This is a genomic window from Psychroserpens sp., from assembly GCF_047633235.1.
Classification (GTDB): Bacteria; Bacteroidota; Bacteroidia; order Flavobacteriales; family Flavobacteriaceae; genus Psychroserpens.
In genome coordinates this window covers 1-24368 of the sequence record NZ_JBLIET010000033.1, presented here as the reverse complement: position 1 = coordinate 24368, position 24368 = coordinate 1, and the positions used below count along the sequence as shown (strand labels likewise).

The window sequence follows — 24368 nt, the reverse complement described above, 5'->3', positions numbered from 1 at the left end:
TCTGTCATTGCGTTTAGTTTTTCAAATTAACGAAATATATTTAGAAAAATTTTAACACACACATTAAATCGTCATATTGTTCATAGAAAATATCATGCCAAGATTAAAATTGCTGTCCAATAATGAAGTGGATTTCCTGACCGTTCCTTTGAGTTTGTCCTGGTAGAGCGTCAAATCCATAACCAAAGTCAATACCTAATAAGCCAAAAGCTGGCATAAAGATTCTAAGTCCAAAACCTGCAGATCGATTAAGATTAAAAGGATCATAATCTCTAAAGTTATCAAATGAAGCACCTGCTTCTGCGAAAGCTAAACCATAAATTTTAGCTTGTGCTCCTAACGTAATAGGGTAACGTAACTCCATTGAGAATTTATTGTAAATCGAACCACCATCTTGAGAAGATAATGCTTGATTTGGGTATCCACGCAGTTGAATAATTTCTCTACCATCTAATGCAAAGTTACCTAAACCGTCACCTCCAAGGAAGAAACGCTCAAATGGGATAACACCTCTATCTTGGTTATAAGCACCAAGGAAACCAAATTCTAATCCAGACTTAACAACTAATTTATCCCAGATTCTCGTGTACCAATCTCCTTTTAATTTTACTTTATAGAATTCTAACCAATTAAAGCGCTCTTGATCAATTTCACCAATCCTAGTTAAATCATCTGCATTTGTAGGATCAAGTGCATCTCTTTCATTTTTTAGGCTTTCATAATCGACATCATTAAATAACGAGTACGGTAATGATAGTTTACCAGTAATGGCAAAACTAGATCCTCCTGTTGGATATATTGGATCTACAGATAAATTATTTCTAGATAATCCTATTGTATAGGATAGATTATTTGAATACCCATCTCCAAATGTAAATAGACCCGTGTTATAGTTTTTCAGGTTGTAGTGTTGAAAACCTATTGCTTGAGATAATGTAAAATAATCATCAGGTACTTTTAAACGTTTAGCAATACCTACAGATACACCTGTAATATTAAACCGTCTGTTCTTATCTGCTCGTCTGGTTTGAGGGTCAAATAAAAACTGTCTTGTATGTGAAATAGATGTTGATAATTGTACAGGTCGTTTGCCTCCTAACCAAGGTTCAGAGAATGAAAAGCTGTAAGTTTGAAAAAATTGAGACGCTTGTAAACGAAGCGCTAAACTTTGTCCATCACCAGATGGAATAGGCTTATAAGCCTCTTTATTAAAAAGATCTTTTATAGCAAAGTTGTTAAATGATAATCCTAAAGTTCCAATGAAACCTCCTCCACCGTAACCACCTTGTAATTCAATCTGGCTAGATCCACGTTCTACAACTTCGTAGTCAATATCAACAGTGCCATCCTGTGTATTGAAGTTTTTCATATTAGGTGTTAATTGCTGGGCGTCAAAGAATCCTAGTTGGCCGAGCTCTCTAATGGTTCTAATAACATCACTTTTACGATATAGTGTTCCTGGCTTTGTCCTTAGTTCTCTGTAAACAACATGGTCATTTGTTTTGTCATTCCCACTAACGCTTACATTATTGAAATATGCTGGTTTTCCTTCGGAAATTCTAATCTCCATATCAATAATATTTCCCTCAGCACTAGTTTCTACTGGGTTTATAGTAGAGAATAAATAACCATTATCTTGATATAAGTTAGTAATATCTACAGCATCAGGTTTAGAGTCGTCAGCAATACGCTTACGCAACTCAACACCGTTATAAGTAGAACCTTCTTGGATTTTTAAAATTGATTGGAGCTGTTGATCAGTAAACACAGCATTACCTACAAATTTAATTTTACCAAATTTGTATTGTTCACCTTCTTCCAAATCAATTAATAAGCTTATAGTCTTATCATTTTGGTAAACGATAGAATCTCCAATAATTCGAGCATCACGGTAACCGTTTTCTTTATAGGTATCAATAAGGCTTACCAAATCCTCCTTATAATCCTCTTTAATATATTTTGAACGCTTAAGAATACGAAATAGATTTTTCTGCTTAGTATTCTTCATTGATTTCCTGAGTTTTTTGTCAGAAACCTTGTCGTTACCATTAAAACTGATGTCAGCAATTTTTACTTTTTGCCCTCTGTCAATAAAAACAAGCATATCTACTCTTGCTTTTTCAATTGAATCTGTGCTTAGTTCCTTCGTTGTTACTACTGTCTTAGCATTTAAGAATCCTTGTTTTTTGTATTTATTAGAAATATAATTACGTGTAGTAGTTACTAAGTTCTCTGTTACTTTGGTACCTTTAGAAAGATCATTTTCTATAATTAAACCATCAATTTTACCTTTTTTAACACCTTTAATAGTGATTTCATTTAACTCGGGTAGGTCAACAAGATTAATTTCTAAGTATGCTTTCTCACCATCTGTTTTAGCAAGATAAACGTCAATACTACTAAATAAGTTAGAGTCCCAAAGTTTTTTTATAGCATTACTAATTTGTTCTCCCGGAATAACAATTTCTTCTCCGATTTTTAGTCTTGAAAAAGAGATAACTGTAGAAGGGTTGAAATTAGTATTACCAGTAACTGTGACCTCTTCTAAGATGTATTTTTTACCTTGATTAAAATCTGATTGTTGCGCAGTTACTACAAAAGATGTAATAAATATAAATACTGTAAGTAGTGACTTAATAAATGTTTTCAAAAGTAAGTTGTTAGCTAAGTTGTTCACTTGTTTTTCCAAATCGTCGTTCTCTATTTTGATAATTAATCAAAGCTTCATAAAGGTCCTTCTTCTTAAAATCAGGCCAAAGAATGTCTGTAAAATATAATTCAGCATAAGCAATTTGCCAGAGCAAAAAGTTGCTTATCCTTTGTTCACCACTCGTTCTAATTAACAAGTCAACATCTGGTAAGTTTTGCGTGTAAAGATGCTTATTAATAATTGATTCGTCAATACTTTCAATAGAAATTATATTATTTTTAACTTTATTCGTTAATTCCTTAATAACGTTGACAATCTCTTCTCTCGAACCATAGCTAAGCGCTAAAGTTAAGGTCATATGCTTGTTATCTTTTGTTTTTTCAATAACCTCTAATAATTCTTTATGAGCTTTTTTTGGTAAATCGTTAAGATTTCCAATGGCAGATAACTTTATGTTATTGTCTTGAAGTGTTTTAATTTCTTTTTTTAAAGATTTGACTAAAAGTTTCATAAGTGTTTGAACTTCTAGTTTTGGACGTTTCCAGTTTTCTGTAGAAAACGCATAAAGTGTTAAGTATTTGATACCAATTTCAGCACTAGCTTCAACGATATTTCTTACAGACTTTGTTCCGCTTTCGTGACCAATAACTCTAAGTAACCCCTGTTGTTTTGCCCAGCGACCGTTGCCATCCATTATGATAGCTACATGTTCTGGTAATTTATCGATTTGTATTTGGTCTTTCAAGTTCATCTAAAAGTTGCAATAACAAGGTCGTTGACCAAATGTATACGTTAATGTAAAGCCTGAGAAGACATACCAGTCATTACTGTTAGTGTTCCCAAAGGAAAATACTTCTAATTCTTGAGAATCTGCCACGCTACCATCCAATTCATCTGAAAATGTATATCGTGCACCAACTTCAAATCCTAAAATTAAATGCTTAGTAATATTGGATTTAATTCCCAAAGCCATTGGTATACCAAAAGCCCAACTTTCTGTGCCTTCAGAAGTATAATTGCCTGTAGCGTCAAAATAGTAATTCGTATGCTTCGCGGTCGTTATTCCCGAGTACATATAGGGTACTGCTTTTATACCACTTGTATGTAAATCAAAATCCCAAAAGGTATATTCCATTCCTGCTGAGATTTCTAGTAGATTACTATCAAAAGTATAATTTCGTTCTAGTCGTCTAGGGTCGTCAGACTTAATGTCTTCACCTACTAGATCTGAGTAAATTAGTGATACTCTCCAAGAGTGTCTTCGGCTTCTATTCCATTTTAAAATCACTCCTAATGCAGGTGCATTTGGTGCAATATAAGATGTGGAACCTACGTCACCAATAAAATTACTTCCACCAGCAAAGACTCCAACCTCATAGATTTGTGAGTAGCTTGTCTGTGATAAAAATAGACTCAATAAAAATAAGATTAAATACCTCATAAATTTTTAAAAGTTCGCAAATATAATAATTCTGAATTGCCTTTGGTGATTTGTGGCAAATAGTCTTTCTAAAAACAGAATATATAAGGTTTTATTGCGTGACTAATACTTAGTTACGTTTGTCTTCACCCCAAAGCATTTTTTGTCTTAAGGTGTCAATAAAGCTTTCATTAAGGAGTTCTACCATTTTTATTTTAAAATTTGCTTTTTTGATCGTTATCACTGTTGCATTGGATAAGGTTACAATTCTAGAATCTAAAGACATCAAATATTGGTTTTCACGACCATCAACTCTTAATTGTATTGTTGTGTCATCTGGAATCACCAATGGTCTTGCATTTAGATTATGAGGAGCAATAGGCGTTAATACAAAACTGTTAGCATCTGGCGTTATTACGGGTCCGCCGCAACTCAAGGAGTAGCCTGTAGATCCTGTTGGTGTAGACGCTATAAGTCCGTCAGCCCAATAAGAAGTTAAATACTCATCATTGAGATGTGTTTCTACGGTAATCATCGACGTCGTATTTTTTCTGCTTACGGCAATCTCATTAAGTGCAAAGTTAGTTTCGGCTAAAGCATCATTTTTTGGATAGGTCTCAACCCTTAATAAGGTACGTTCAGATATTTTATAATGACCATGTAAAATGTGTTCAATCGCAGTTTCAATTTTATTGGTTTGAATCGTTGCTAAAAAACCTAATCGTCCCGTGTTTATTCCAACAATTGGGATAGAAAAATCTCTTACAAAGGTAATGGCTCTCAAAATAGTACCATCACCACCAACACTTATAAGGAGATCAAAACTTTCGTCTAATTCTGAAAACGTCTGGATAGTTTTCGTTTTTTTTACTTCGGAAACAAGTTGTTCATAAAACTTAGCTTCAATATGAATATCAACCTTGTTTTTCTGAAGAACACCAATGAGTTCATCAAAACACTCTGAAGTTTTTTCTGGATAATAGAGACTGTAAACGGCTACCTTCATAATTATATGTCTAAATATTTTTTGAGATACTCAGATCGTTCCTTTAAATTTTCTATGTATGTGTCCTCTTCATGGCCAGAAATGATATTGTAGCTATAACGTCTAAATGTTTGTGCGACATCGTTAAGTCCTGCATTGCCAATTTTTAGGGTAATTTGTATCAAGTCTTTGTCCATTTTAGATACAAAAGCACCTAATATTTTGGCGTCATTAGATTCTACTATCTGACTAATTTCACTGAAAGAATAATCGTGAATACCTTTCTCTACGATTAAAATGCCGCCAGGTTCGGCAAAAAAAGGCGTTTCATTAAACAGCCCAATAATATCACCAAGTTCATAGTATCCTAAATAATTATTATGCTTGTCAAGAACCGGCATAATGTTGCATGAGTTTTGGGCAAAAGTTTCAAGGACGTCAAGCCAATTAGTTTCTGGTCTAACGAAAAAGCCTTCTATAGAATAATTGCAGTCAGCAATAGTTTTATTTGAATCAAAGCAATGTGCGTCATTTTCTGAAATACAGCCTTGATAGACGCCGTCTTTTTCTACGGGAATATGAGAATATGTCAACTCATTAAATAGGAGTTGAGCATCGCTAACCCTCTCGTTAATATTGAGCGGTTTTATATCGTTTATAATGTATTCTTGTAGTGGCATATTCTTATTTAATTCTATTGCAAATTAATTAAAAATAACCACAATAAGCATGAAGTTGTTTGTATTTTTGTATCTGTAAATTATGAATATATGACTAAGTTAAGTGTAAATATTAATAAGATTGCTACGTTAAGAAATTCTAGAGGTGGTAACACGCCAAACGTGGTTCAATTTGCTAGAGATATGCAGCGTTTTGGAGCACAAGGTATTACGGTTCATCCTAGGCCAGATGAGAGACATATTCGTTATCAAGATACGCAAGATTTAAAATTAGAAGTTTATACAGAGTTTAATGTAGAAGGAAACCCTGTGAAATCATTTATGGACTTGGTCTTAGAGGTTAAACCAACACAAGTAACTTTGGTGCCAGATGCTGTTGATGCTTTAACCTCAAATGCTGGTTGGGACACTATAAAACACAAGGGTTTCTTGACTGAAGTTATAACCGAGTTTAAATCTCACGGAATACGTACCTCAATATTTGTAGATCCCGTTTTAGAAATGATAGAAGGTGCAAAAATCATAGGAGCAGACCGTATAGAACTATATACCGAAAGTTTTGCTCATCAATACAGTTTAGGAAATGAAAAAGCAATTAAACCGTTTACTAAAGCTGCAGAATTATCAAACGATTTAGGTATTGGTGTTAATGCAGGGCATGACTTATCCTTAGATAATATTAAGTTTTTTAAAGAAAATATTCCTGGATTATTAGAAGTATCTATTGGTCATGCTTTGATTTCAGAAAGTTTATATCTAGGGATAGAAAATGTGGTGCAGATGTATTTGCAACGACTAAAATAATTAAATGTTTTGTTGTCATTTCGAACATATGTGAGAAATCTCATTATTGAAAAAGAAAAAAATGAAACTACACTCAAAAATCATAGGACAAGGTCAACCCTTCATCATTCTCCACGGATTTCTAGGCATGAGCGACAATTGGAAAACATTGGGGAACAAATTTAGTGAAGCAGGTTGTGAAATGCATCTTGTAGATCAACGCAATCATGGCAGAAGTTTCCACGATACCGACTTTAGTTATGAAGTGTTAGTAGAAGATTTAAAAACCTATTGTGACGAGCATAATTTAGAAGATATCATCCTTTTAGGTCATTCCATGGGTGGAAAAACAGCAATGCTTTTCGCTACAGAATATCCGGAAATGGTATCTAAATTGTTGGTAGCAGATATTAGTCCGCGTTTTTACCCAGTCCATCATGATTCTATTTTAGAGGGATTATCTGATTTAGATTTTTCTGAAGTAAAAAGTAGAGGAGAAGCAGATCAGCAATTATCAAAATACGTTCAAGAACAAGGAACGCGAATGTTCTTGCTTAAAAATTTATACTGGATAGAAAAAGGGCAGCTTGCATTACGTATGAATCTTGAGGTTTTAAAAGAGCATGTTTCTGAAGTTGGAGAAGCCTTGCCTATCCATTCAAAATTTGAAAAACCCACCTTGTTTTTGCGAGGTGATAGAAGTGAATATGTGATGGTAGGAGATGAAAAACTCATAAAGCAACACTTTCCGCTTGCAGAAATAGAAACCATAAGTAATGCAGGACATTGGTTGCATGCCGAAAACCCAACAGATTTTTATGAGGCTGTGATTAAATTTATTACCTTAAAAGGATAATCAATTAAATGTTATAGATGTGAACTTATTAATCAGACTTATCGTTACTGCAGGAATTGTTATGCTATTAGCGCATTTTCTGCCAGGTGTAGAAGTGACCGGTTTTGTCGCTGCACTTATTGTCGCCATTGTATTAGGACTACTTAACTTTATTGTGAAACCTATGCTTGTTGTTTTAACGATTCCAATTACGATTATGACATTGGGATTGTTTTTATTCGTTATCAATGCATGTATAATTATGTTAGCAGATAATTTTATTGATGGTTTTGGAGTTAATGGTTTCTGGATAGCCTTACTGTTTAGTATTTTATTATCCATCTTTCAATCTATTGCGTATTCCCTTTTGGAGGATAAGAAAAAATAGTCTGATATACAGCAGTTAAACAATTGTTGAGTTGCAAAAAAATACGTATTTTTGCAGCCCAATTTTGATATGATTTAAAATGAACGTCACAAGAGAAAACATCGATGCATTAAATGCAGTTGTAAAAGTAGATATCGCTAAAGAAGATTATAGTGATCAAGTAGAGAAAATATTAACAGATTACCGCAAAACTGCCAACATACCTGGTTTTAGAAAAGGGCATGTTCCAATGACTATGGTAAAAAAGCAATATGGAAAAGCGGTACTAGTAGATGAGGTTAATAAACTTTTACAAGATGCTTTAGGTAAATATTTAACTGAAGAGAAATTAGATGTTTTAGGTAACCCGTTGCCAAAACCTCAAGATGATTTAGATTGGGGATCAGATAATTTTTCTTTTGAATTTGAATTGGGTTTAGCACCTAATTTTGAAGTGAATTTAAAAAGTAAAAAGGCCATCACACATTACAATATCGTAGCCGATAAAAAAATGATTGATGATCAAATCGTAAATATTAGAAAACAATATGGTAAAATAATTTCACAAACGGAAGTCTCTAAAGATTCAGAGATAACAGGGGTTTTTGAAAATGAAGAGAAAGCAATTAATAACGCTACTATGATTACCTTAGATAAATTCAAAGGTAAAGCAACAGAGAAGCAATTTATAGGGGTGAAAGTTGGTGATGTCGTGTCATTAAAAACGAAGAAGTTATTTAATGATGATTATGATGTAATAAATTTTTTAAAAGTATCTCATGATGATGCACATGGTTTAGATATAGAAGTTAGTTTTACAATTAGTGAAATCAACACAAGAGAATTAGCAGATTTAGATCAAGAGTTATTTGATAAACTCTTTGGTAAAGATACAGTGACATCAGTAAAAGAATTGAAAGATAAGATCAAAGAAGATTCTGAAAAGCAATTTTTACAGCAAGGCGATCAAAAACTATTAAATGATGTTACAGAAAATTTAGTAGAAAACACAAAATTTGACTTACCATCGTCATTCTTACAAAAATGGATGCGAACGGCAGGTGAGACAGAAATGGATGCTGATCAAGCTAAGGAAGAGTATGAAAAATCAGAAAAAAGTATGCGTTACCAATTAATTGAAGGTAAATTAATAGAGAAGCATGATTTACAAGTTAAATTTGAAGATTTACAAGTTCATGCTAAAGAAATGATTAAAGTGCAAATGGCACAATTTGGTCAAATGAATTCTAGTGACGAAGAATTAGATGGCATTGCAGCAAGAATTTTATCTAATAAAGATGAAGTGAAGCGTTTGTCAGAACAATTAATGAGTGCTAAACTGTTAAGCCTATACAAAACAGAGGCTAACTTAAAGACAAAAGAAATAACTTACGATGATTTCGTAAAAGAGTTCTACAGCTAAAAATTATATATATAATTAGTATATTTGAGCGTAGAACTGTATAAGTTTTACGCTTTTTTGTTTCACAATAAAATTTCAGAAAAAGAGATATGGATTACGGAAAAGAATTTGAAAAATTCGCAATAAAAGACCAAGGGATAAGCAGCATGTATTACAATAAAATTGTGAGTAGCATGTACCCTACCAATATGACACCATACATTATTGAAGAACGTCAGTTAAATATTTCTCAACTAGATGTATTCTCACGTTTAATGATGGATCGTATTATTTTCATGGGCACAGCAATTAATGATCAAATTGCAAATATTATACAAGCACAACTGCTGTTTTTAGAAAGTGCAGATGCCTCTAAGGACATTCAAATTTATATTAACTCTCCCGGAGGAAGTGTGTATGCTGGTTTAGGTATCTATGATACAATGCAATTAATTAAGCCAGATGTCGCAACGATTTGTACAGGAATGGCAGCTTCTATGGGAGCAGTATTATTATGTGCAGGAGAAAAAGGAAAACGCAGTGGACTAACACATTCCCGTGTGATGATTCACCAACCTTTAGGAGGAGCTCAAGGTCAGGCAAGTGATATTGAGATTACAGCGCGTGAAATCTTAATCCTTAAAGAAGAATTGTACAATATTATTAGTAAGCATTCAGGACAGGATTACGACAAAATCTATGAGGATAGTGATCGTGATTATTGGATGAAAGCAGATAAAGCTAAGGAGTATGGTATGATAGACGAAGTACTATCAAGAGGATAAAATTAAATACGCTTAATTTTTCTTCGGAAATATTAAGTTTTAAAATGATGTATGGCAAAGGAAGAATTAGAATGTTCGTTTTGTGGAAGGAAAAAGCCCGAAACCAGTTTATTAATAGCAGGTTTAGACGCTCACATTTGTGATCGTTGTATAGAACAAGCGCATGGTATTGTTATAGAAGAATCTAAGCAGTCTGGTAATGAAGAATTATCTTCAGAATTAATGCTTAAAAAACCACAGCAGATAAAATCGTTTCTTGATGAATACATTATTGGTCAAGAATACACAAAAAGAGTAATGTCTGTTGCAGTTTATAACCACTACAAACGTTTATTGCAACCACCAAGTGAGGATGATATTGAAATTCAAAAATCAAATATTATTATGGTCGGTGAGACAGGTACAGGTAAAACCTTAATGGCAAAAACAGTCGCTAGGATGTTAAATGTGCCACTCGCTATTGTTGATGCAACAGTATTGACGGAAGCAGGATATGTAGGAGAAGATGTAGAAAGTATTTTAACGCGTTTACTGCAGGCTGCAGATTACAATTTAGAAAAGGCCGAAAAAGGAATCGTTTTTATTGACGAGATTGATAAAATTGCCCGTAAGAGTGATAACCCTTCGATTACTAGAGATGTCTCTGGTGAAGGCGTGCAACAAGCCTTATTGAAACTATTGGAAGGAACGGTTGTTAACGTACCACCAAAAGGTGGACGAAAACATCCAGACCAAAAATTTATAGAAGTTAATACAGAGCATATTTTATTTATTGCTGGAGGAGCGTTTGATGGTATCGATAAAAAGATTTCTAAACGTTTAAATATGGCAGCCATTGGTTATAAAGCAGCGTCTAACGATGATGAAATACCAGATGCAGATAATTTGTTGCAGTATATCATACCAAAAGATTTAAAAGATTTTGGATTGATACCAGAAATCATTGGTCGTCTTCCTGTGTTAACCTACATGGACCCTTTAGATGCTGATACATTGAGAGCAATTCTAACCGAGCCTAAGAATGCTATAATTAAGCAATACAAAAAACTCTTTTCTATGGATGACGTAGAGATGACTATAACAGAAGGTGCCCTAGATTTTATTGTAACTAAGGCCATTGAGTACAAGTTAGGAGCAAGAGGTTTGCGTTCACTTTGTGAGGAGATTTTAACAGATGCTATGTTTGAAATGCCGAGCAACAATGATGATAAATTGAATGTAACAAGAACTTATGCCGAGCGAAAATTGTCTAAATCAACAATTAAAAAGTTAAAAGCTGTGTCTTAATTTTTTTGTTTAAAATAAAAAAAAGTTTAGATAAGTTCTAAGCAAAAAGAAACCACTCTTTTCCCGAGAGTGGTTTTTTTATTGGATTTAATAACTAATATTGCTTAACAATATTTTGAATTATTTGTGTCTATTTTGAGTCTTATGATGAGCGATCAAGTGTGCTTATATGGATAAGACTTCGTAAATATAAGTGCATTAGTTTCATAAAAAAAATGGTTTTAACCACTTTTGGATGAATGTTAGTTTATTCTCGTTGTGAGGGAAAACACCTTGTTGTTTGTCGGATTTATTATATAAATCGTTATCTTCTGTCTGCAGAAACTTATAATCTAAGCCAATCTTCAAGAGGATTAGCAATCGTTACTTCATTGTAGAAAAAATTATAACACCGTATTCAATTGTAATAATTCATTAATATATTCTCTGCTATTAGATAGCCTTGGTATTTTGTGTTGTCCTCCTAGCTTGTCGTGATGCTTTAGCCAATCATAGAATAAGCGTTCTCTAGCAATATGAACTGTTGGCATATTTAAAGTCATATTATTAAAACGCTTCGCTTCATAATCTGAATTTAGTGATTTGAGTGTAGTATCTAATAATTCATTAAAAGCTTTGATATCGTTTGGAGGTGTTTTGAATTCTATTAGCCATTCGTGTGATCCTTTCTCTCTGCCTTTCATAAAAATAGGAGCGGCAGTATAATCTACAATTTCAGATTGTGTGCAATTACAAACTATTCTAAGGGCATCTTCGGCATTTTCAATAATTAACTCCTCACCAAAGGCGTTAATATGGTGTTTAGTGCGACCAGATACTTTAATGCGATAGGGGCTAATAGAGGTAAACCTAATAGTGTCTCCAATTTTATAACGCCAAAGTCCTGCGTTAGTCGTAATTATCACTGCGTAATTTTTGCCGACTTTAACATCGCTTAGTGGGATTACTCTTTGCTCTAAAGTTCCGTATGTATCCATTGGGATAAACTCATAAAAGATACCATAGTCCAGCATAAGTAATAATTCACTGCTGCTGTTTTGGTCTTGGATGGCAAAAAAACCTTCCGAAGCATTATAAATTTCATAGTACCTAAAATCAGATTTTGGTAAAATCGCATTGTATTGATCTATATAGGGTACAAAACTGACACCACCATGAAAATAAACTTCTAGATTTGGCCAGATATCAAACAAGCTATCTTTTCCTGTAGCATCCAATACATTATTAAGTAAAACAAGCATCCATGAAGGAACTCCGGCTAAACTGGTGACATTTTCATCTCGGGTCTCTTCAACAATGGCTTGCATTTTATGTTCCCAATCACTCATTAGGGATACTTTGCTACTGGGCGTACTGCTATACTCAGCCCAAAATGGCATGTTGTCAATTAAAATAGCAGACAAGTCTCCAAAGGCTGTCCCATTTTCTTTGTAGAGTTCTTTGCTTCCTCCTAAGCGTAAACTTTTACCTGTGAATAATTGTGAGTCTTGATTATTGTTAAGATACATACATAGTAAATCTTTACTTGCTGCATAGTGGCAATCTTCTAAAGACTCTGTGCTTACTGGTATAAATTTACTTTTAGCATTTGTTGTTCCGCTAGACTTTGCGAACCATTTTATTGGATTTGGCCAAAAGATATTGTGTTCGCCTTGGCGAGAACGTTCTATCACATTTTGATACTCTTCATAACTAGAAATAGGGACACGCTCAGAAAAGGTTTTGTAATTGGTAATGGTACTGAATTCATGCTTTCTACCAATTTCAGTATCCTTTGCAGTTGCTAGGAGTTGAAAAAGTAATTCGTTCTGGACTTCATTTGGGTATTTTAAAAACAATTCAATTTGATGAAATCGCTTTTTTAAAAACCATGAAGCAATAGAATTTACTAACGGAATCGGCATTTTTGTTTTATCTTTCTGGTCTAAAAATAATACTTTTTTTTATATGTTTTACCAAGGTGTTTTAACAAAGATGCAAACGGAGTTTGCTGAGCCTGTTCAATATTATTTGATCTTAGAAAATGATTTCCTGAATATGAATCAGTTACTAGATAAAACCATCACAATCGAGTTCGTAAAACACCAGTGTTTAAAATGCGGATTAGATAAGCCTATTTATCGTCAAGGCTTCTGTAAAGACGATTTTTTCGATATTCCTCAAGCTGGCGATTGGATTATGAGACCAGAACTTAGCACCGCACATTTAGATATAGAAGATCGTGATTTAGAATATGAAAAGAAAGTGCAGTTGAAGCCACATATTGTGTATTTGGCCAATTCTAGTAATGTTAAAGTTGGTGTTACCAGAAAAGGGCAAGTGCCTACCCGATGGATAGATCAAGGAGCTCATGAAGCCATTGAAATTGTAGAGGCCCCTAATCGTTATCTTGCCGGAATTACAGAAGTCGCATTAAAAAATTACGTTGCAGATAAAACTAATTGGCGTAAAATGCTGAAGAACGATATTGAGGATGAAAGTTTAACAGAATGGAGAGATCGTTTAAAAGGCTATATTCCCGAAGAAGCTTTAGACTACTTTATTGCTTCTAATAAAGAAACGAATATTATATTTCCTGTCAATAAATATCCTGAAAAGCCTAAAAGTCTAAACATTGAGAAGGACCAAAGTTATACTGGTAAGCTCGTTGGGATTAAAGGTCAATACCTCATTTTTGAAGATGAAAGAGTTTTTAATGTGCGAAGTAATGAAGGTTTGGTGGTCAGGTTTTCTATCACATAACTATTTACATCATTTTATAAGTGTTAAGTTTTTTAAATATTTGTTATTTAGCATCTTGTAATTAAAAAAAGCGTCATGAAAATTCTTGTTATGTTCTCTGTGGCGCTAACCATATTTCTCTTAGTTTTAGTAACCGTTTTAGTAAGTCTAAATATGCCACTTAATTGGGTGCTTTATCTGACTTTCATCGGTCAAGTATTTCTTCTAATTATGATTTATAAGGTTTTAAAGGATAATTACCCTACGACGAAAACTTTTGATGATTTTTATGAAGATCATCCTATTGGTGAGTATGAGAATTATAGGTAATACTTTTTCAATATTAGTTGGTATTGACTTGTTATGTAGTATGGCTAAAAAGTTTGTATTAGAGATGTGTTGTTGTTGCAGTTAAGTAAGAAAATAGGCTAGAAAGTGTACTGTTTATATCTCTAATTTTTGATTGGATGATTTTTTTATGCGACCTAGACTTTTTAACTCTCGCTGTCGCTAGTTTGCAACGTGTACTAATTTAAATTCTAACTGTCTTTTCATGTCAAAAGGAACTTTGGCAATAAGTTATTTTTGAAAGCTACATGAAAGAATAGAAAACAACAAAAGGCGCATCTATTTTAGATGCACCTTTTAATTTATGTTATAAAGCAAAAGACTATTAGATGTCTTCTTGATCTCTCATATTCTGGATATATCCAGCTTTTTGAATTTCACGTCTTCTTTTTACCGATGGCTTTGTGAAAAATTGGTTCTCACGAATGTTTTGCATCGTCTTTACGTTACGGTGTTTTCTTTTGTAACGTTTTAAAGCACGTTCAATGCTTTCTCCTTCTTTTACTAAAATTTTAATCATTGTAATACTTGTGGTTATTTATTTAAGACTATCCTAAATACGTTTTTAATATTTTACTTTTAGAATCCTGGCGTAAACGCTTGATTCCTTTTTCTCTAATTTGTCTTACACGCTCTCTTGTTAAATCAAAAGTGGCTCCAATTTCATCTAGTGTCATTGGTGGTTCATCACTTAATCCAAAGTTTAAACGAATCACATCACTTTCTTTTTGTGATAAGGTGTCTAATGCTCTGTTGATTTCAACATTTAAAGACTCTTTCATCAATTGAAAGTCAGGATTTGGTGATTCACCAGATTTGACAACATCATATAAACTTGATGTTTCACCTTCTTTTAAAGGTGCATCCATTGATAAATGTCTCCCAGAATTCTTTAAAGATTGCTTCACTTCTGAAACCGTCATATCCAATTCTTGCGCAATTTCTTGAGCACTAGGAGGTCTTTGATGCGTTTGCTCTAAAAACGAAAATGCTTTGTTGATTTTGTTTATAGAACCAATTTTGTTCAAAGGTAATCTAACTATTCGAGATTGTTCGGCTAAAGCTTGTAAAATTGCTTGCCTAATCCACCAAACTGCATAAGAGATAAATTTAAAACCTCTAGTTTCATCAAAACGCTTTGCTGCTTTAACAAGTCCTGCATTTCCTTCATTAATTAAATCTGGAAGTGTAAGTCCTTGGTTTTGATATTGTTTTGCAACAGATACCACGAAACGTAAGTTAGCTGTCGTGAGTTTGTCAAGGGCTACTTGATCTCCCTCTCGAATACGCTGAGCCAATTCAACCTCTTCTTCAGCTGTAATCATTGGTAGCTTACTAATGTCTTGTAAATACTTATCTAGGGATTTCGATTCACGATTGGTAACTTGCTTGGTGATTTTTAATTGCCTCATATATTCTATATTGTTTTAAAAAGTTTGCAAGAGTCTAATGTAACTTTTATTCTGACAAAAGCAAATAAAAGACTGCTTCTTTACCAAAATTTATTGCAAACAGCGATTTTTTAAGTATTCTTTAACATTTAACCCCTAAAATCACTGTTTTTGGATGCTGTCTTGCTTCTTTCTTTTTAGTAATCCTCCTAATATGTTTTTTACTCCTTCCGTTACTGTGTTTGTCGTGTTGGTTTTTAGGGTGTCTCTTTTTACGGTGGTGGAGTCCTTAGTGTTTCCTTTTTTTGAACCACCTAGAAGTCCTCCCAATAAATCTTTACCCTTATCTAATAATTTTTGCTTTTCAATTTCAATGAGTTGCTTTGTTAGGTGCGATACTCCACTTGTTAAATCTGTCTGTACTTTAGGACTCGTATAGCTTCCAGTAATATTTGCAGTTACAGGAATCGTTATTTTACTAATCTCAGGATCATTGAGCTTGCCAATTAGTCTATTTATCTCACTACCTAAATATTTAGCAGGTACTTGAAAAACTGCATTGTAATTCATGGTCTTATCAAAACCATGTCCTCCTGAAACAACAATATTGATATCTTTATATGTAAGATCAAATGGTTGGACATTCACCTGTCCATTAGAGAAGTCTAATTTGGCTTTTAAATCTTTTAGGTTTAATTGGCTAAAATCTATAAAGTCTAGAGCTCCATCGAGCTTATTTAGGATAGAGGCTTCATTCTGATTAATATTTGTAGTTAGCAATTCTGCAAACGCATCACCAGAAACCGTATTTAAATTAGGTGTAAAATCACTTCCCAAAGTACCTTGAAGCTTAATAACCGTATTGAGTTTTCCTTGTAGTACTTTAGCAATGGGTGCTAAGTTTTGTAGCAAATCTAAGCTTTGAAATGATTGTGCAATATCAAAACCATCTGCTCCTATATTAAGGTCAAAAACGGGAGTATCTGTTTTTGTAGACACTTTTCCTGTTAATGCTAAAACACCATTAAATAAATTAGACGATAGATTTTTTAAATTGGCTTCTTGATCTTTAATTACTAACGTGCCATCAACATTTTTTAACGTTAGGTTATCATATATAACTGTATTTGCCTTAGCATTAATAGTACAATCTAGAAAATCGGGTATTTTCATCGATTGAGAAACTGAGGTTGTTTTATTAGAACCTTCAGTTGCTGTTTTATCTTCAACCATAAAATCACTCACTACTAAATTATTAGAGTTTAGATTGAAATTTCCTTGTAATTTATTATCACTTAATAGAAACCCAAGAATATTTTTTATAGTTCCTGTAGCAGTAAAATCACTTGTTCCTGTTTTGGCATCAAAACTATTGAGAGATACATTTTCGGAATTAAATGTCATATCTGCTTTATTGATTTGAATTGGGTTCACAATATCTTCCGAAGAGAATGTAAAATTACTCAAATTCACGCTTCCGGTATTCTTTATGCGTTCATAAGCATTGGTATCAATCGCATTCATGTCAAATGATGTATTGAGCTTTGCTTTTAGAATTCCGCTTAATTCCTTATCAAAATCAATAGGGTAGGCTTTGCTTAAATTAGCGAGATTTAAAGTGCCATCAATATTGGCGTTGATCAGCATATTTTTCGCTAGATTACTAATTACAACACTAGATTTGAATACATCATCATCAATTTTAAAGTTGAGTGTTTTAATATCTACAAAGGTGTCATCAACGTTTCCAGTCGTATTTTTAATAGACGTATTAATGTTAATATTGCGCACACGCTTTGGTAAGTCTGGATATTTAAACGACGCATTATTTGATGATATATTAATATCCAAGGTAGGGATTGTTTCTTCGGAAATTCTCCCTTTCACAATACCTTTAACCTTGAAATCACCCGAAGTTTCTACGTTTTCAATGTTTTTTGAATACGATTCTGGAATCACAGCTAGGAAATCTTTAAACGATGATTCTGGGTTTTCAAACGTGATATCAATATCTTGACCACCTTCAATTATTTGGACATAACCATTAAAAACAAGCGGTAATTGGTTGATATACGCTTTGTTTTCCATAAACGTATACTTCTGCTCCTTGAGATTCATCCCGATAAGTGCATCCAATTTAATTTTATTTTGATTGAGATACTGAGTGCGGTCAATGCTCATGCTTACGTTTGCTGTGGTTTGGGTGTTGAGTTGTAATTCTTCTCCAGAAAACGTCCCATTACCAGAATGATTGAGTTCGGTAATATACATTTGGGTATTGGATTTCTCGTCGATATATGTCAATGCACTCTTGCTAACCGTATAATCTTTAATATCAAACGCAAATCCAGGTGAAGAATCTGAAGTTGCTTGAGCATTCTCTTTTTCTTTAGTAATGTCATAATTGTTATTCCCTAGAGCGTCAGTTTTTAAAATTAATAGCGCCTCATTAATAGAAATAGAGTTAATGATAATTGGATCTTCACTAGCATTTTTAAATAACTCTTTTATAGACATATCAAATGCAATATTTTTTGCAGTAACAAATGTTTGACCCTCAAATGGCTGATAATTGGTAATCACCAAATCTTCTACCGAGACATGAGCTTGTGGGAAACTGCTAATAAAACTCAAACTAACATCACTAAACTCCACTTTAGCGTTGAGATTTTCGTTCATTAAACTCTTAACCATATCCTTGATTTGACCTTGAAATGCGAAAGGAATTGCGACGAGTAAAGCCAGGATTATTAAAAATGTAATGCCAATTATTTTGAATGCTTTTTTCATGTATTTATATCTGTTATTTTTCGATGGTCATATGCTGTTCGTTATTAGTCATTGTCTTTAAGGATAAGTTTTTAACGTACTCGTGTCATCTATCTTGTGTTTTCGGTTCCGTTTCCGCAGAAAATTTTAAGTTTAGTATTTTATATACGTGCAGAATAGAGTTTAAGACGAATTAATGCAAAAGTTTAATAAAACTTTAACCCATTTAAGTTGATTGTTAGTGTGTTATATTAAATTTATTTCTTCATTAATTTTTAAATTAAACCGTTTTCTAAACAAGTATACGCCGAGGTATAAAAAGGGCGTATCTAGAAAAGCGACGAGTACTTTAAATATAAAACCGCTAATCAATAAACCTTTAAAACTTTCCCAAGGGATGATTTCAAAAGAACACAATAAGAAAATTATAGAAAGTGTATCTATAAATTGAGAAAACCAAGTTGAGAAATTATTTCTAAGCCATAGGTGTCTTCCTTTTGTCCGTTTTTTCCAGAAATGATACACTTGGATATCAATAAATTGAGCAAATAAATAGGCGCTCATACTGGCAAAAACCGCAAGGACTGAGTTTCCAAAAACTTTGGTAAACAGTGAGTTTTGGATTGGAGAATTAGGGATTGCAGGCATACTGTCTGCTACCCAGATAATAAGCAGTGAAAAGACCGAAGCAAAGATTCCGGCAATGACAACTTGATTGGCTCGTTTTTTGCCATAAATTTCACTAATTAAATCTGTAATAAGAAACGTAATTGGATAGGGCAAAATCCCTACTGAAATTTCAAAAAGCTTAGAACCAAAAATTTCTATATCCATTGGATACCAATAAAAAAACTTTTGAAAAATCAAATTGGAAACCACCAAAGACGTGATAAACAGTGCAGCAAGAAACAAATATATTTTTTGAGCAGCAAGTTTATCTTTTATGGTCATAAATTGTGAATAAAAAGGTGATGCAAATATACGTTAATACCATTTTGTTTTCATTAATTTGATGATTCAATATGAATTCTATCCACCATGTTTACATCGCTCTTGGGAGCAATAAAGGCGACAGATTAAAATATCTGCAAGACGCTGTAGATTCTGTTTTTATGGAAATTGGCAAGATAAACGCCATCGCTAAGGTATATAATACACCTGCTTTTGGGTTTGAAGGGGATGATTTTTTAAATACCTGTATATATATAGAATCTAAGTGTTCTGCGGAAGATGTCTTAGTTAAACTTCAAAACATAGAAAAACGATTAGGTCGAGAGCTTAAACAAATCGAAGGTTACGAGTCTCGTACCATAGATTTAGATATCCTATTATTTGATTGCGATATTATTGCGTCTAAAAATTTAAACATACCACATCTTCAGCTGCCAAAACGTAAGTTTGTTCTTAAACCATTGTGTGATATTGCTTCAAAACTGAAACATCCGCAACTCGAAAAAACTGTTGCAGAACTTTTAGAATCCTGCGAAGATGAAAGTGATGTAGAAGCCATTAATATGTGGTTGAAGAATCCAACAAAGCAATTTGATTTCTCAACATATAATTATATCGCTATTGAAGGTAATATTGGTGCAGGAAAAACAAGTCTGGTAAATAAAATATCATCAGATTTTAATGCAAAACTCATTCTCGAGCGTTTTGCAGATAATGCCTTTTTGCCAAAATTCTATGCAGAGCCGCAGCGCTACGCTTTTACTTTAGAAATGTCATTTCTTGCAGATCGTTATCAACAAATTAGTGATGATTTATCACAGTTAGACTTATTTAAGGATTTTATGGTGAGCGATTATGATATTTATAAATCGTTGATTTTCTCAAAAATCACCTTGCCAGAAGATGAGTTTAAACTCTACCGTAAACTTTTCTATTTGATGTATAAAGACATTGCTAAACCAGATTTGTATGTCTATTTATACCAAAACACACAGCGACTCCAAGAAAATATTAAAAAACGCGGACGTGATTACGAGCAAAACATAGACGACGAATATTTAGATAAAATCAACTCAGGATATCTAGACTTTTTAAAAAACCAAAGTGAGCTTAATGTTAAAATCATTGATATTTCAGATAGAGACTTCGTGAATAATCGTGCGGATTATTTGTGGGTTTTGGGCGAGATATGTGGGGAGGAAAGAAGTTAGAAGATGAAAGATCGAAGATTGCATTTCTGTCATTTAGAAGGAAGCATGACTGAAGAATCTCATTTTTATTAAAGCAAAAGAGTCTTCGCTTTGCTCTGAATGATATCAATAGCTTTTATTTAATTCAGTACTCCCATTCCTGCGAAGGCAGGAATCCATAATTAATTGCAATTAAAGTGGATTCCGTATCATGAGGGGAATGATAGTTAAGTACATTTTTTTAGATAGTTATCTTAGAAAATAAATCCCAAACCACAACACCACAACTCACAGAAATATTAAGCGAATGCTTCGTTCCAAACTGTGGGATTTCAATAACAACATCACTCGCATCGACCACATCTTGAGCCACACCTTTAACTTCATTGCCAAAAACCAAGGCGTATTTTTGATTAGGTTCTGGTTGAAATTCGTTGAGCATCGTTGCGCTTTCTGCTTGTTCAATAGACATGATTTTTATGTTTTTAGATTTTAGTGTATCGACAATATCAAGCGTATGTTCGACATATTCCCAATCTACAGTTTCGGTACTTCCTAGCGCTGTTTTTCTAATATCGTTATGCGGAGGAGTCGCGGTAATACCGCAGAGATAAATTTTTTCAACTAAAAAGGCATCACTAGTTCTAAATACAGAGCCAATGTTATTTAAGCTTCTAATATTATCAAGAATAATAATGATAGGTGTTTTAGAGGCTTCTTTAAATTCATCCACATTTAATCTATCGAGTTCGCTGTTTTTTAGTTTTCTCATCTTTAGTTTCCGCGAAAGCGGTTATCTCTTTTAATTTATAGTTCCCGTAAAAAGGGGAATCTTATATTGTTAAAATCTACCTGTAATTGTAGATAACTTCTAGGTTTCACATTTCAGAAAACATCAAAATATAAGTACTTTAGCATTCTTACGGTTTGGAAAATTTCAGAAGTAAAAATACAATTTTAAAAAGAGAGGTCTATTGGCAAAAAAAGTAAAAAAAGTAACGCCGCTAATGAAGCAGTACAATGCCATCAAGGTGAAATATCCTGATGCTTTGTTGTTATTTAGAGTGGGTGATTTCTATGAAACCTTTGGATCAGACGCCATAAAAGCATCTAAGATTTTAGATATTATTTTAACCAAACGAAGTGCAGGAAGCGAGAGTGAAATTGAATTGGCTGGTTTTCCGCATCACTCTTTGAATACCTATTTGCCAAAATTAGTCAAAGCTGGAGAGCGAGTCGCGATTTGTGATCAATTGGAAGATCCAAAACTGACTAAAAACATCGTTAAACGCGGAGTTACTGAGTTAGTGACACCAGGTGTAGCTCTTAATGATGATATTCTACATTCTAAAACCAATAACTTTTTAGCTGCCATTTATTTTCCGTCGACAAGTTCTGCATCGCAATCCAATGGTGCGATTTTTAATAGTGTTGGCGTGTCTTTTTTAGATGTCTCAACAGGAGAGTATTTTATATCGCAAGGCAATAGCGAATACGTAGATAAGCTCCTTCAAAACTTTAGACCAAGTGAAGTACTGGTGTCAAAACCAAACCGTAAAAAGTATAATGAAGCCTTTGGTAGTGATTTTCATGCCTTTTATTTGGAAGATTGGGTGTTTCAAGAGGATTATGCTAATGAAACGTTGTTAAAGCAATTTAATACGAAGTCCTTAAAAGGTTTTGGGATTGAAGATTTGTACGAAGGTATTGTGGCATCTGGAGCGATCTTACATTATTTAGGAGAAACACAACATCATAAATTACAACATATCACATCTATACAGCGCTTAACAAAAGGTGAGCATGTTTGGATGGATCGTTTTACGATTAAAAATTTAGAGCTATATCAATCTTATAATCAAAACGCAGTGACGCTTATTGATGTTATTGATAAAACGATTTCACCAATGGGTGGGCGATTACTCAAACGTTGGTTGGCATTGCCACTCGTTACTATGTCGCAAATTAACCAACGTCATGATGTCGTTGAGTATGTGAAAAGCGATGCTGTGATGTTGGGTAAATTTCAGCAGCAATTAAAACAAATAGGAGATATTGAGCGATTGATTTCTAAAGTAGCTACGGTAAAGATTTCACCTCGTGAGGTCATTCAATTAAAGAATGCTTTGGAAGCGATTGTACCAATAAAAGCATTAGCACTCATGACCAAAAATAAAGCCTTACAACAGTTAGGCGAGCAAATGGATTCGTGTGAAGAATTGCGTAACCGAATCAAAGCCACTTTAAATGAAGAGGCTCCAGTAAATATCTTAAAAGGGAATACGATCTCATCTGATTTTTCTTCGGAATTAGAGGAACTGAGAGGGCTCTCGGCTTCCGGAAAAAGTTACTTGGATAAAATGCTAGAGCGTGAATGCGAAAGCACAGGGATAACGTCTCTTAAAATAGCGTCCAATAATGTGTATGGTTATTATATAGAAGTGCGCCACACGCATAAAGATAAAGTGCCCGAAGAGTGGATTAGAAAGCAAACACTCGTAAGTGCAGAGCGTTATATAACAGAAGAACTTAAAGAATACGAAACAAAAATTCTTGGAGCAGAGGAGCGTATTTTATTAATTGAGCAACAGTTATTCGCTGAGTTGGTGAGCTGGATTATTAATTTTATTCAGCCAGTTCAAAAAAATTCAGCATTAATAGCACAATTAGATTGTTTAACTGGTTTTGCACAACTCGCTATTGAAAATAATTATACCAGACCAATCTTAACTGAAGGATATGAGCTCGATATCAAAAACGGAAGACATCCAGTCATAGAAAAACAACTGCCTCATGGCGAGCCTTACATTGCTAACGATGTCTATTTAGATAGAGTAAAACAGCAAATCATTATGATTACTGGACCAAACATGTCTGGTAAGTCTGCTATTTTAAGACAAACAGCATTAATTGTGTTATTAGCACAAATGGGAAGTTTTGTTCCTGCAGAAGTTGCAACCATTGGATTAACCGATAAGATTTTTACCAGAGTAGGCGCCAGTGATAATATCTCTATGGGAGAATCTACGTTCATGGTTGAGATGAATGAAACGGCTTCTATTTTGAATAATATTTCAGATCGTAGTTTAGTGTTGCTTGATGAAATTGGTCGCGGGACAAGTACTTACGATGGGATTTCTATAGCTTGGGCTATTAGTGAGTATTTACATGAGCATCCTAGCAAAGCAAAAACATTGTTTGCAACGCATTATCATGAGCTTAATGAAATGTCTGAGACGTTTGATCGTATCAAAAACTTCAATGTTTCAGTGAAGGAATTAAAAAACAATGTATTATTCCTTCGGAAATTAGTACCAGGTGGCAGTAACCACTCTTTTGGAATCCATGTTGCTAAAATGGCAGGAATGCCTCAGCAAGTGATTCATCGCGCTAATAAAATATTAGTTCAGTTAGAAAAATCGCATGCTACTGAAGAATTGACGGATAAGGTAAAAACCTTAAATAATGAGATGCAGTTAAGTTTCTTTAATCTTGACGATCCCTTGTTAGAACAGATAAAAGAAGAGATTGTCAATATTGATATTGACACATTAACACCTGTTGAAGCCCTTATGAAACTCAATGAAATTAAACGTATGTTGTTGAAAAAGAAGCGTGCATAAAAAAAGTTATTTTTTTCTATTAAAAGGCTTTGCTTTTATAAGAAAAGGCTTAAATTTGCCCTCGCAATTACACGAAACGTTCATTTAAATAATTGCTATAATGCGAAAGTAGCTCAGGGGTAGAGCATCACCTTGCCAAGGTGGGGGTCGCGGGTTCAAATCCCGTCTTTCGCTCTAAACC

At 33.7% G+C, this 24368-nt stretch carries 21 protein-coding genes and 1 tRNA gene; 11 read left to right on the top strand and 11 right to left on the bottom strand.

The features are described 5' to 3' along the window. Positions 1–103 precede the first annotated feature (103 nt). The 5 genes from bamA to ACJAZK_RS10990 form a co-directional block, all read right to left on the bottom strand. On the bottom strand, positions 104–2689 hold the full coding sequence (gene bamA / locus ACJAZK_RS11010) for an outer membrane protein assembly factor BamA (RefSeq protein ID WP_415224010.1): 2586 nt from the start codon (positions 2687–2689) through the stop codon (positions 104–106). Beyond that, on the bottom strand, positions 2661–3401 hold the full coding sequence (locus ACJAZK_RS11005) for an isoprenyl transferase (protein ID WP_415224009.1): 741 nt from the start codon (positions 3399–3401) through the stop codon (positions 2661–2663). Before ACJAZK_RS11005 ends, bamA begins: the two co-directional genes overlap by 29 nt. Then, a complete protein-coding gene (locus ACJAZK_RS11000) occupies positions 3402–4091 on the bottom strand; it encodes a DUF6089 family protein (RefSeq protein ID WP_415224008.1) in 690 nt (229 codons plus the stop codon). A gap of 109 nt (positions 4092–4200) precedes the next feature. Beyond that, positions 4201–5076 carry an NAD kinase gene (locus ACJAZK_RS10995; protein ID WP_415224007.1) on the bottom strand — a complete coding sequence of 292 codons (876 nt, stop codon included), beginning with the start codon at positions 5074–5076 and terminating at the stop codon, positions 4201–4203. Positions 5077–5078: 2 nt separating this feature from the next. Then, positions 5079–5735, bottom strand: a complete 657-nt coding sequence (locus ACJAZK_RS10990) for a CBS domain-containing protein (RefSeq protein WP_415224006.1) — start codon at positions 5733–5735, stop codon at positions 5079–5081. A 90-nt stretch (positions 5736–5825) separates the two neighbouring features. On the opposite strand from ACJAZK_RS10990, the gene ACJAZK_RS10985 reads away from it, so the two are divergent. The 6 genes from ACJAZK_RS10985 to clpX all read left to right on the top strand — a co-directional run bounded on the left by ACJAZK_RS10985 (position 5826) and on the right by clpX (position 11194). Next, positions 5826–6539: a pyridoxine 5'-phosphate synthase gene (locus ACJAZK_RS10985; RefSeq protein WP_415224005.1), complete on the top strand. Its 714-nt coding sequence runs from the start codon at positions 5826–5828 to the stop codon at positions 6537–6539. Between the two features lie 61 nt (positions 6540–6600). Then, positions 6601–7374 carry an alpha/beta fold hydrolase gene (locus ACJAZK_RS10980; RefSeq protein WP_415224004.1) on the top strand — a complete coding sequence of 258 codons (774 nt, stop codon included), beginning with the start codon at positions 6601–6603 and terminating at the stop codon, positions 7372–7374. A gap of 19 nt (positions 7375–7393) precedes the next feature. Next, positions 7394–7741, top strand: a complete 348-nt coding sequence (locus tag ACJAZK_RS10975; protein ID WP_415224003.1) for a phage holin family protein — start codon at positions 7394–7396, stop codon at positions 7739–7741. Between the two features lie 79 nt (positions 7742–7820). Beyond that, positions 7821–9143 carry a trigger factor gene (gene tig / locus ACJAZK_RS10970; protein WP_415224002.1) on the top strand — a complete coding sequence of 441 codons (1323 nt, stop codon included), beginning with the start codon at positions 7821–7823 and terminating at the stop codon, positions 9141–9143. Positions 9144–9232: 89 nt separating this feature from the next. Continuing rightward, positions 9233–9907: an ATP-dependent Clp endopeptidase proteolytic subunit ClpP gene (gene clpP / locus ACJAZK_RS10965; protein ID WP_415224001.1), complete on the top strand. Its 675-nt coding sequence runs from the start codon at positions 9233–9235 to the stop codon at positions 9905–9907. 51 nt (positions 9908–9958) lie between these two features. Next, positions 9959–11194, top strand: coding sequence for an ATP-dependent Clp protease ATP-binding subunit ClpX (gene clpX / locus ACJAZK_RS10960; RefSeq protein ID WP_415224000.1), 1236 nt, complete (start codon positions 9959–9961; stop codon positions 11192–11194). 383 nt (positions 11195–11577) lie between these two features. Here clpX and ACJAZK_RS10955 read toward each other — a convergent pair whose 3' ends face one another. Continuing rightward, the gene (locus ACJAZK_RS10955) at positions 11578–13098 is read right to left on the bottom strand and encodes a GH3 auxin-responsive promoter family protein (protein ID WP_415223999.1); all 1521 of its coding nucleotides are present in this window, start codon (positions 13096–13098) and stop codon (positions 11578–11580) included. Between the two features lie 43 nt (positions 13099–13141). Here ACJAZK_RS10955 and ACJAZK_RS10950 point away from each other — a divergent pair, with 43 nt between their 5' ends. After that, entirely contained in the window at positions 13142–13936 is a 795-nt protein-coding gene (locus ACJAZK_RS10950; RefSeq protein ID WP_415223998.1) for a DUF2797 domain-containing protein, read from the top strand. A 75-nt stretch (positions 13937–14011) separates the two neighbouring features. Beyond that, positions 14012–14245, top strand: a complete 234-nt coding sequence (locus ACJAZK_RS10945; protein ID WP_415223997.1) for a hypothetical protein — start codon at positions 14012–14014, stop codon at positions 14243–14245. A 343-nt stretch (positions 14246–14588) separates the two neighbouring features. Here the strand turns inward: ACJAZK_RS10945 and rpsU are convergent, their stop codons facing one another. The 4 genes from rpsU to ACJAZK_RS10925 all read right to left on the bottom strand — a co-directional run bounded on the left by rpsU (position 14589) and on the right by ACJAZK_RS10925 (position 19374). After that, positions 14589–14783: a 30S ribosomal protein S21 gene (rpsU, locus tag ACJAZK_RS10940; RefSeq protein ID WP_028873183.1), complete on the bottom strand. Its 195-nt coding sequence runs from the start codon at positions 14781–14783 to the stop codon at positions 14589–14591. 28 nt (positions 14784–14811) lie between these two features. Continuing rightward, on the bottom strand, positions 14812–15675 hold the full coding sequence (locus ACJAZK_RS10935; protein WP_028873182.1) for an RNA polymerase sigma factor RpoD/SigA: 864 nt from the start codon (positions 15673–15675) through the stop codon (positions 14812–14814). A gap of 141 nt (positions 15676–15816) precedes the next feature. Beyond that, complete coding sequence (locus ACJAZK_RS10930; RefSeq protein ID WP_415223996.1) at positions 15817–18444, bottom strand: AsmA-like C-terminal region-containing protein; 2628 nt, start codon at positions 18442–18444, stop codon at positions 15817–15819. 225 nt (positions 18445–18669) lie between these two features. Further along, complete coding sequence (locus tag ACJAZK_RS10925; protein WP_415223995.1) at positions 18670–19374, bottom strand: queuosine precursor transporter; 705 nt, start codon at positions 19372–19374, stop codon at positions 18670–18672. 71 nt (positions 19375–19445) lie between these two features. On the opposite strand from ACJAZK_RS10925, the gene folK reads away from it, so the two are divergent. Then, positions 19446–20585 carry a 2-amino-4-hydroxy-6-hydroxymethyldihydropteridine diphosphokinase gene (gene folK, locus ACJAZK_RS10920; RefSeq protein WP_415223994.1) on the top strand — a complete coding sequence of 380 codons (1140 nt, stop codon included), beginning with the start codon at positions 19446–19448 and terminating at the stop codon, positions 20583–20585. 220 nt (positions 20586–20805) lie between these two features. Here the strand turns inward: folK and ACJAZK_RS10915 are convergent, their stop codons facing one another. Continuing rightward, complete coding sequence (locus tag ACJAZK_RS10915; protein WP_415223993.1) at positions 20806–21336, bottom strand: RNA methyltransferase; 531 nt, start codon at positions 21334–21336, stop codon at positions 20806–20808. A 202-nt stretch (positions 21337–21538) separates the two neighbouring features. Here ACJAZK_RS10915 and mutS point away from each other — a divergent pair, with 202 nt between their 5' ends. Then, positions 21539–24187, top strand: a complete 2649-nt coding sequence (gene mutS, locus ACJAZK_RS10910) for a DNA mismatch repair protein MutS (RefSeq protein ID WP_415223992.1) — start codon at positions 21539–21541, stop codon at positions 24185–24187. A 102-nt stretch (positions 24188–24289) separates the two neighbouring features. Further along, positions 24290–24361 (top strand) — tRNA-Gly (locus ACJAZK_RS10905). The last annotated feature ends 7 nt before the right edge of the window (positions 24362–24368 follow it).

What these genes read in the sequence shown, in the direction of transcription:
- ACJAZK_RS11005 (WP_415224009.1), bottom strand. Translation starts at nt 3,401, where the DNA reads ATGAACTTGAAAGACCAAATACAAATCGATAAATTACCAGAACATGTA.
- ACJAZK_RS11000 (WP_415224008.1), bottom strand. Translation starts at nt 4,091, where the DNA reads ATGAGGTATTTAATCTTATTTTTATTGAGTCTATTTTTATCACAGACA.
- ACJAZK_RS10995 (WP_415224007.1), bottom strand. Translation starts at nt 5,076, where the DNA reads ATGAAGGTAGCCGTTTACAGTCTCTATTATCCAGAAAAAACTTCAGAG.
- ACJAZK_RS10990 (WP_415224006.1), bottom strand. Translation starts at nt 5,735, where the DNA reads ATGCCACTACAAGAATACATTATAAACGATATAAAACCGCTCAATATT.
- ACJAZK_RS10985 (WP_415224005.1), top strand. Translation starts at nt 5,826, where the DNA reads ATGACTAAGTTAAGTGTAAATATTAATAAGATTGCTACGTTAAGAAAT.
- ACJAZK_RS10980 (WP_415224004.1), top strand. Translation starts at nt 6,601, where the DNA reads ATGAAACTACACTCAAAAATCATAGGACAAGGTCAACCCTTCATCATT.
- tig (WP_415224002.1), top strand. Translation starts at nt 7,821, where the DNA reads ATGAACGTCACAAGAGAAAACATCGATGCATTAAATGCAGTTGTAAAA.
- clpP (WP_415224001.1), top strand. Translation starts at nt 9,233, where the DNA reads ATGGATTACGGAAAAGAATTTGAAAAATTCGCAATAAAAGACCAAGGG.
- clpX (WP_415224000.1), top strand. Translation starts at nt 9,959, where the DNA reads ATGGCAAAGGAAGAATTAGAATGTTCGTTTTGTGGAAGGAAAAAGCCC.
- ACJAZK_RS10955 (WP_415223999.1), bottom strand. Translation starts at nt 13,098, where the DNA reads ATGCCGATTCCGTTAGTAAATTCTATTGCTTCATGGTTTTTAAAAAAG.
- ACJAZK_RS10950 (WP_415223998.1), top strand. Translation starts at nt 13,142, where the DNA reads ATGTTTTACCAAGGTGTTTTAACAAAGATGCAAACGGAGTTTGCTGAG.
- ACJAZK_RS10945 (WP_415223997.1), top strand. Translation starts at nt 14,012, where the DNA reads ATGAAAATTCTTGTTATGTTCTCTGTGGCGCTAACCATATTTCTCTTA.
- rpsU (WP_028873183.1), bottom strand. Translation starts at nt 14,783, where the DNA reads ATGATTAAAATTTTAGTAAAAGAAGGAGAAAGCATTGAACGTGCTTTA.
- ACJAZK_RS10935 (WP_028873182.1), bottom strand. Translation starts at nt 15,675, where the DNA reads ATGAGGCAATTAAAAATCACCAAGCAAGTTACCAATCGTGAATCGAAA.
- ACJAZK_RS10930 (WP_415223996.1), bottom strand. Translation starts at nt 18,444, where the DNA reads ATGAAAAAAGCATTCAAAATAATTGGCATTACATTTTTAATAATCCTG.
- ACJAZK_RS10925 (WP_415223995.1), bottom strand. Translation starts at nt 19,374, where the DNA reads ATGACCATAAAAGATAAACTTGCTGCTCAAAAAATATATTTGTTTCTT.
- folK (WP_415223994.1), top strand. Translation starts at nt 19,446, where the DNA reads ATGAATTCTATCCACCATGTTTACATCGCTCTTGGGAGCAATAAAGGC.
- ACJAZK_RS10915 (WP_415223993.1), bottom strand. Translation starts at nt 21,336, where the DNA reads ATGAGAAAACTAAAAAACAGCGAACTCGATAGATTAAATGTGGATGAA.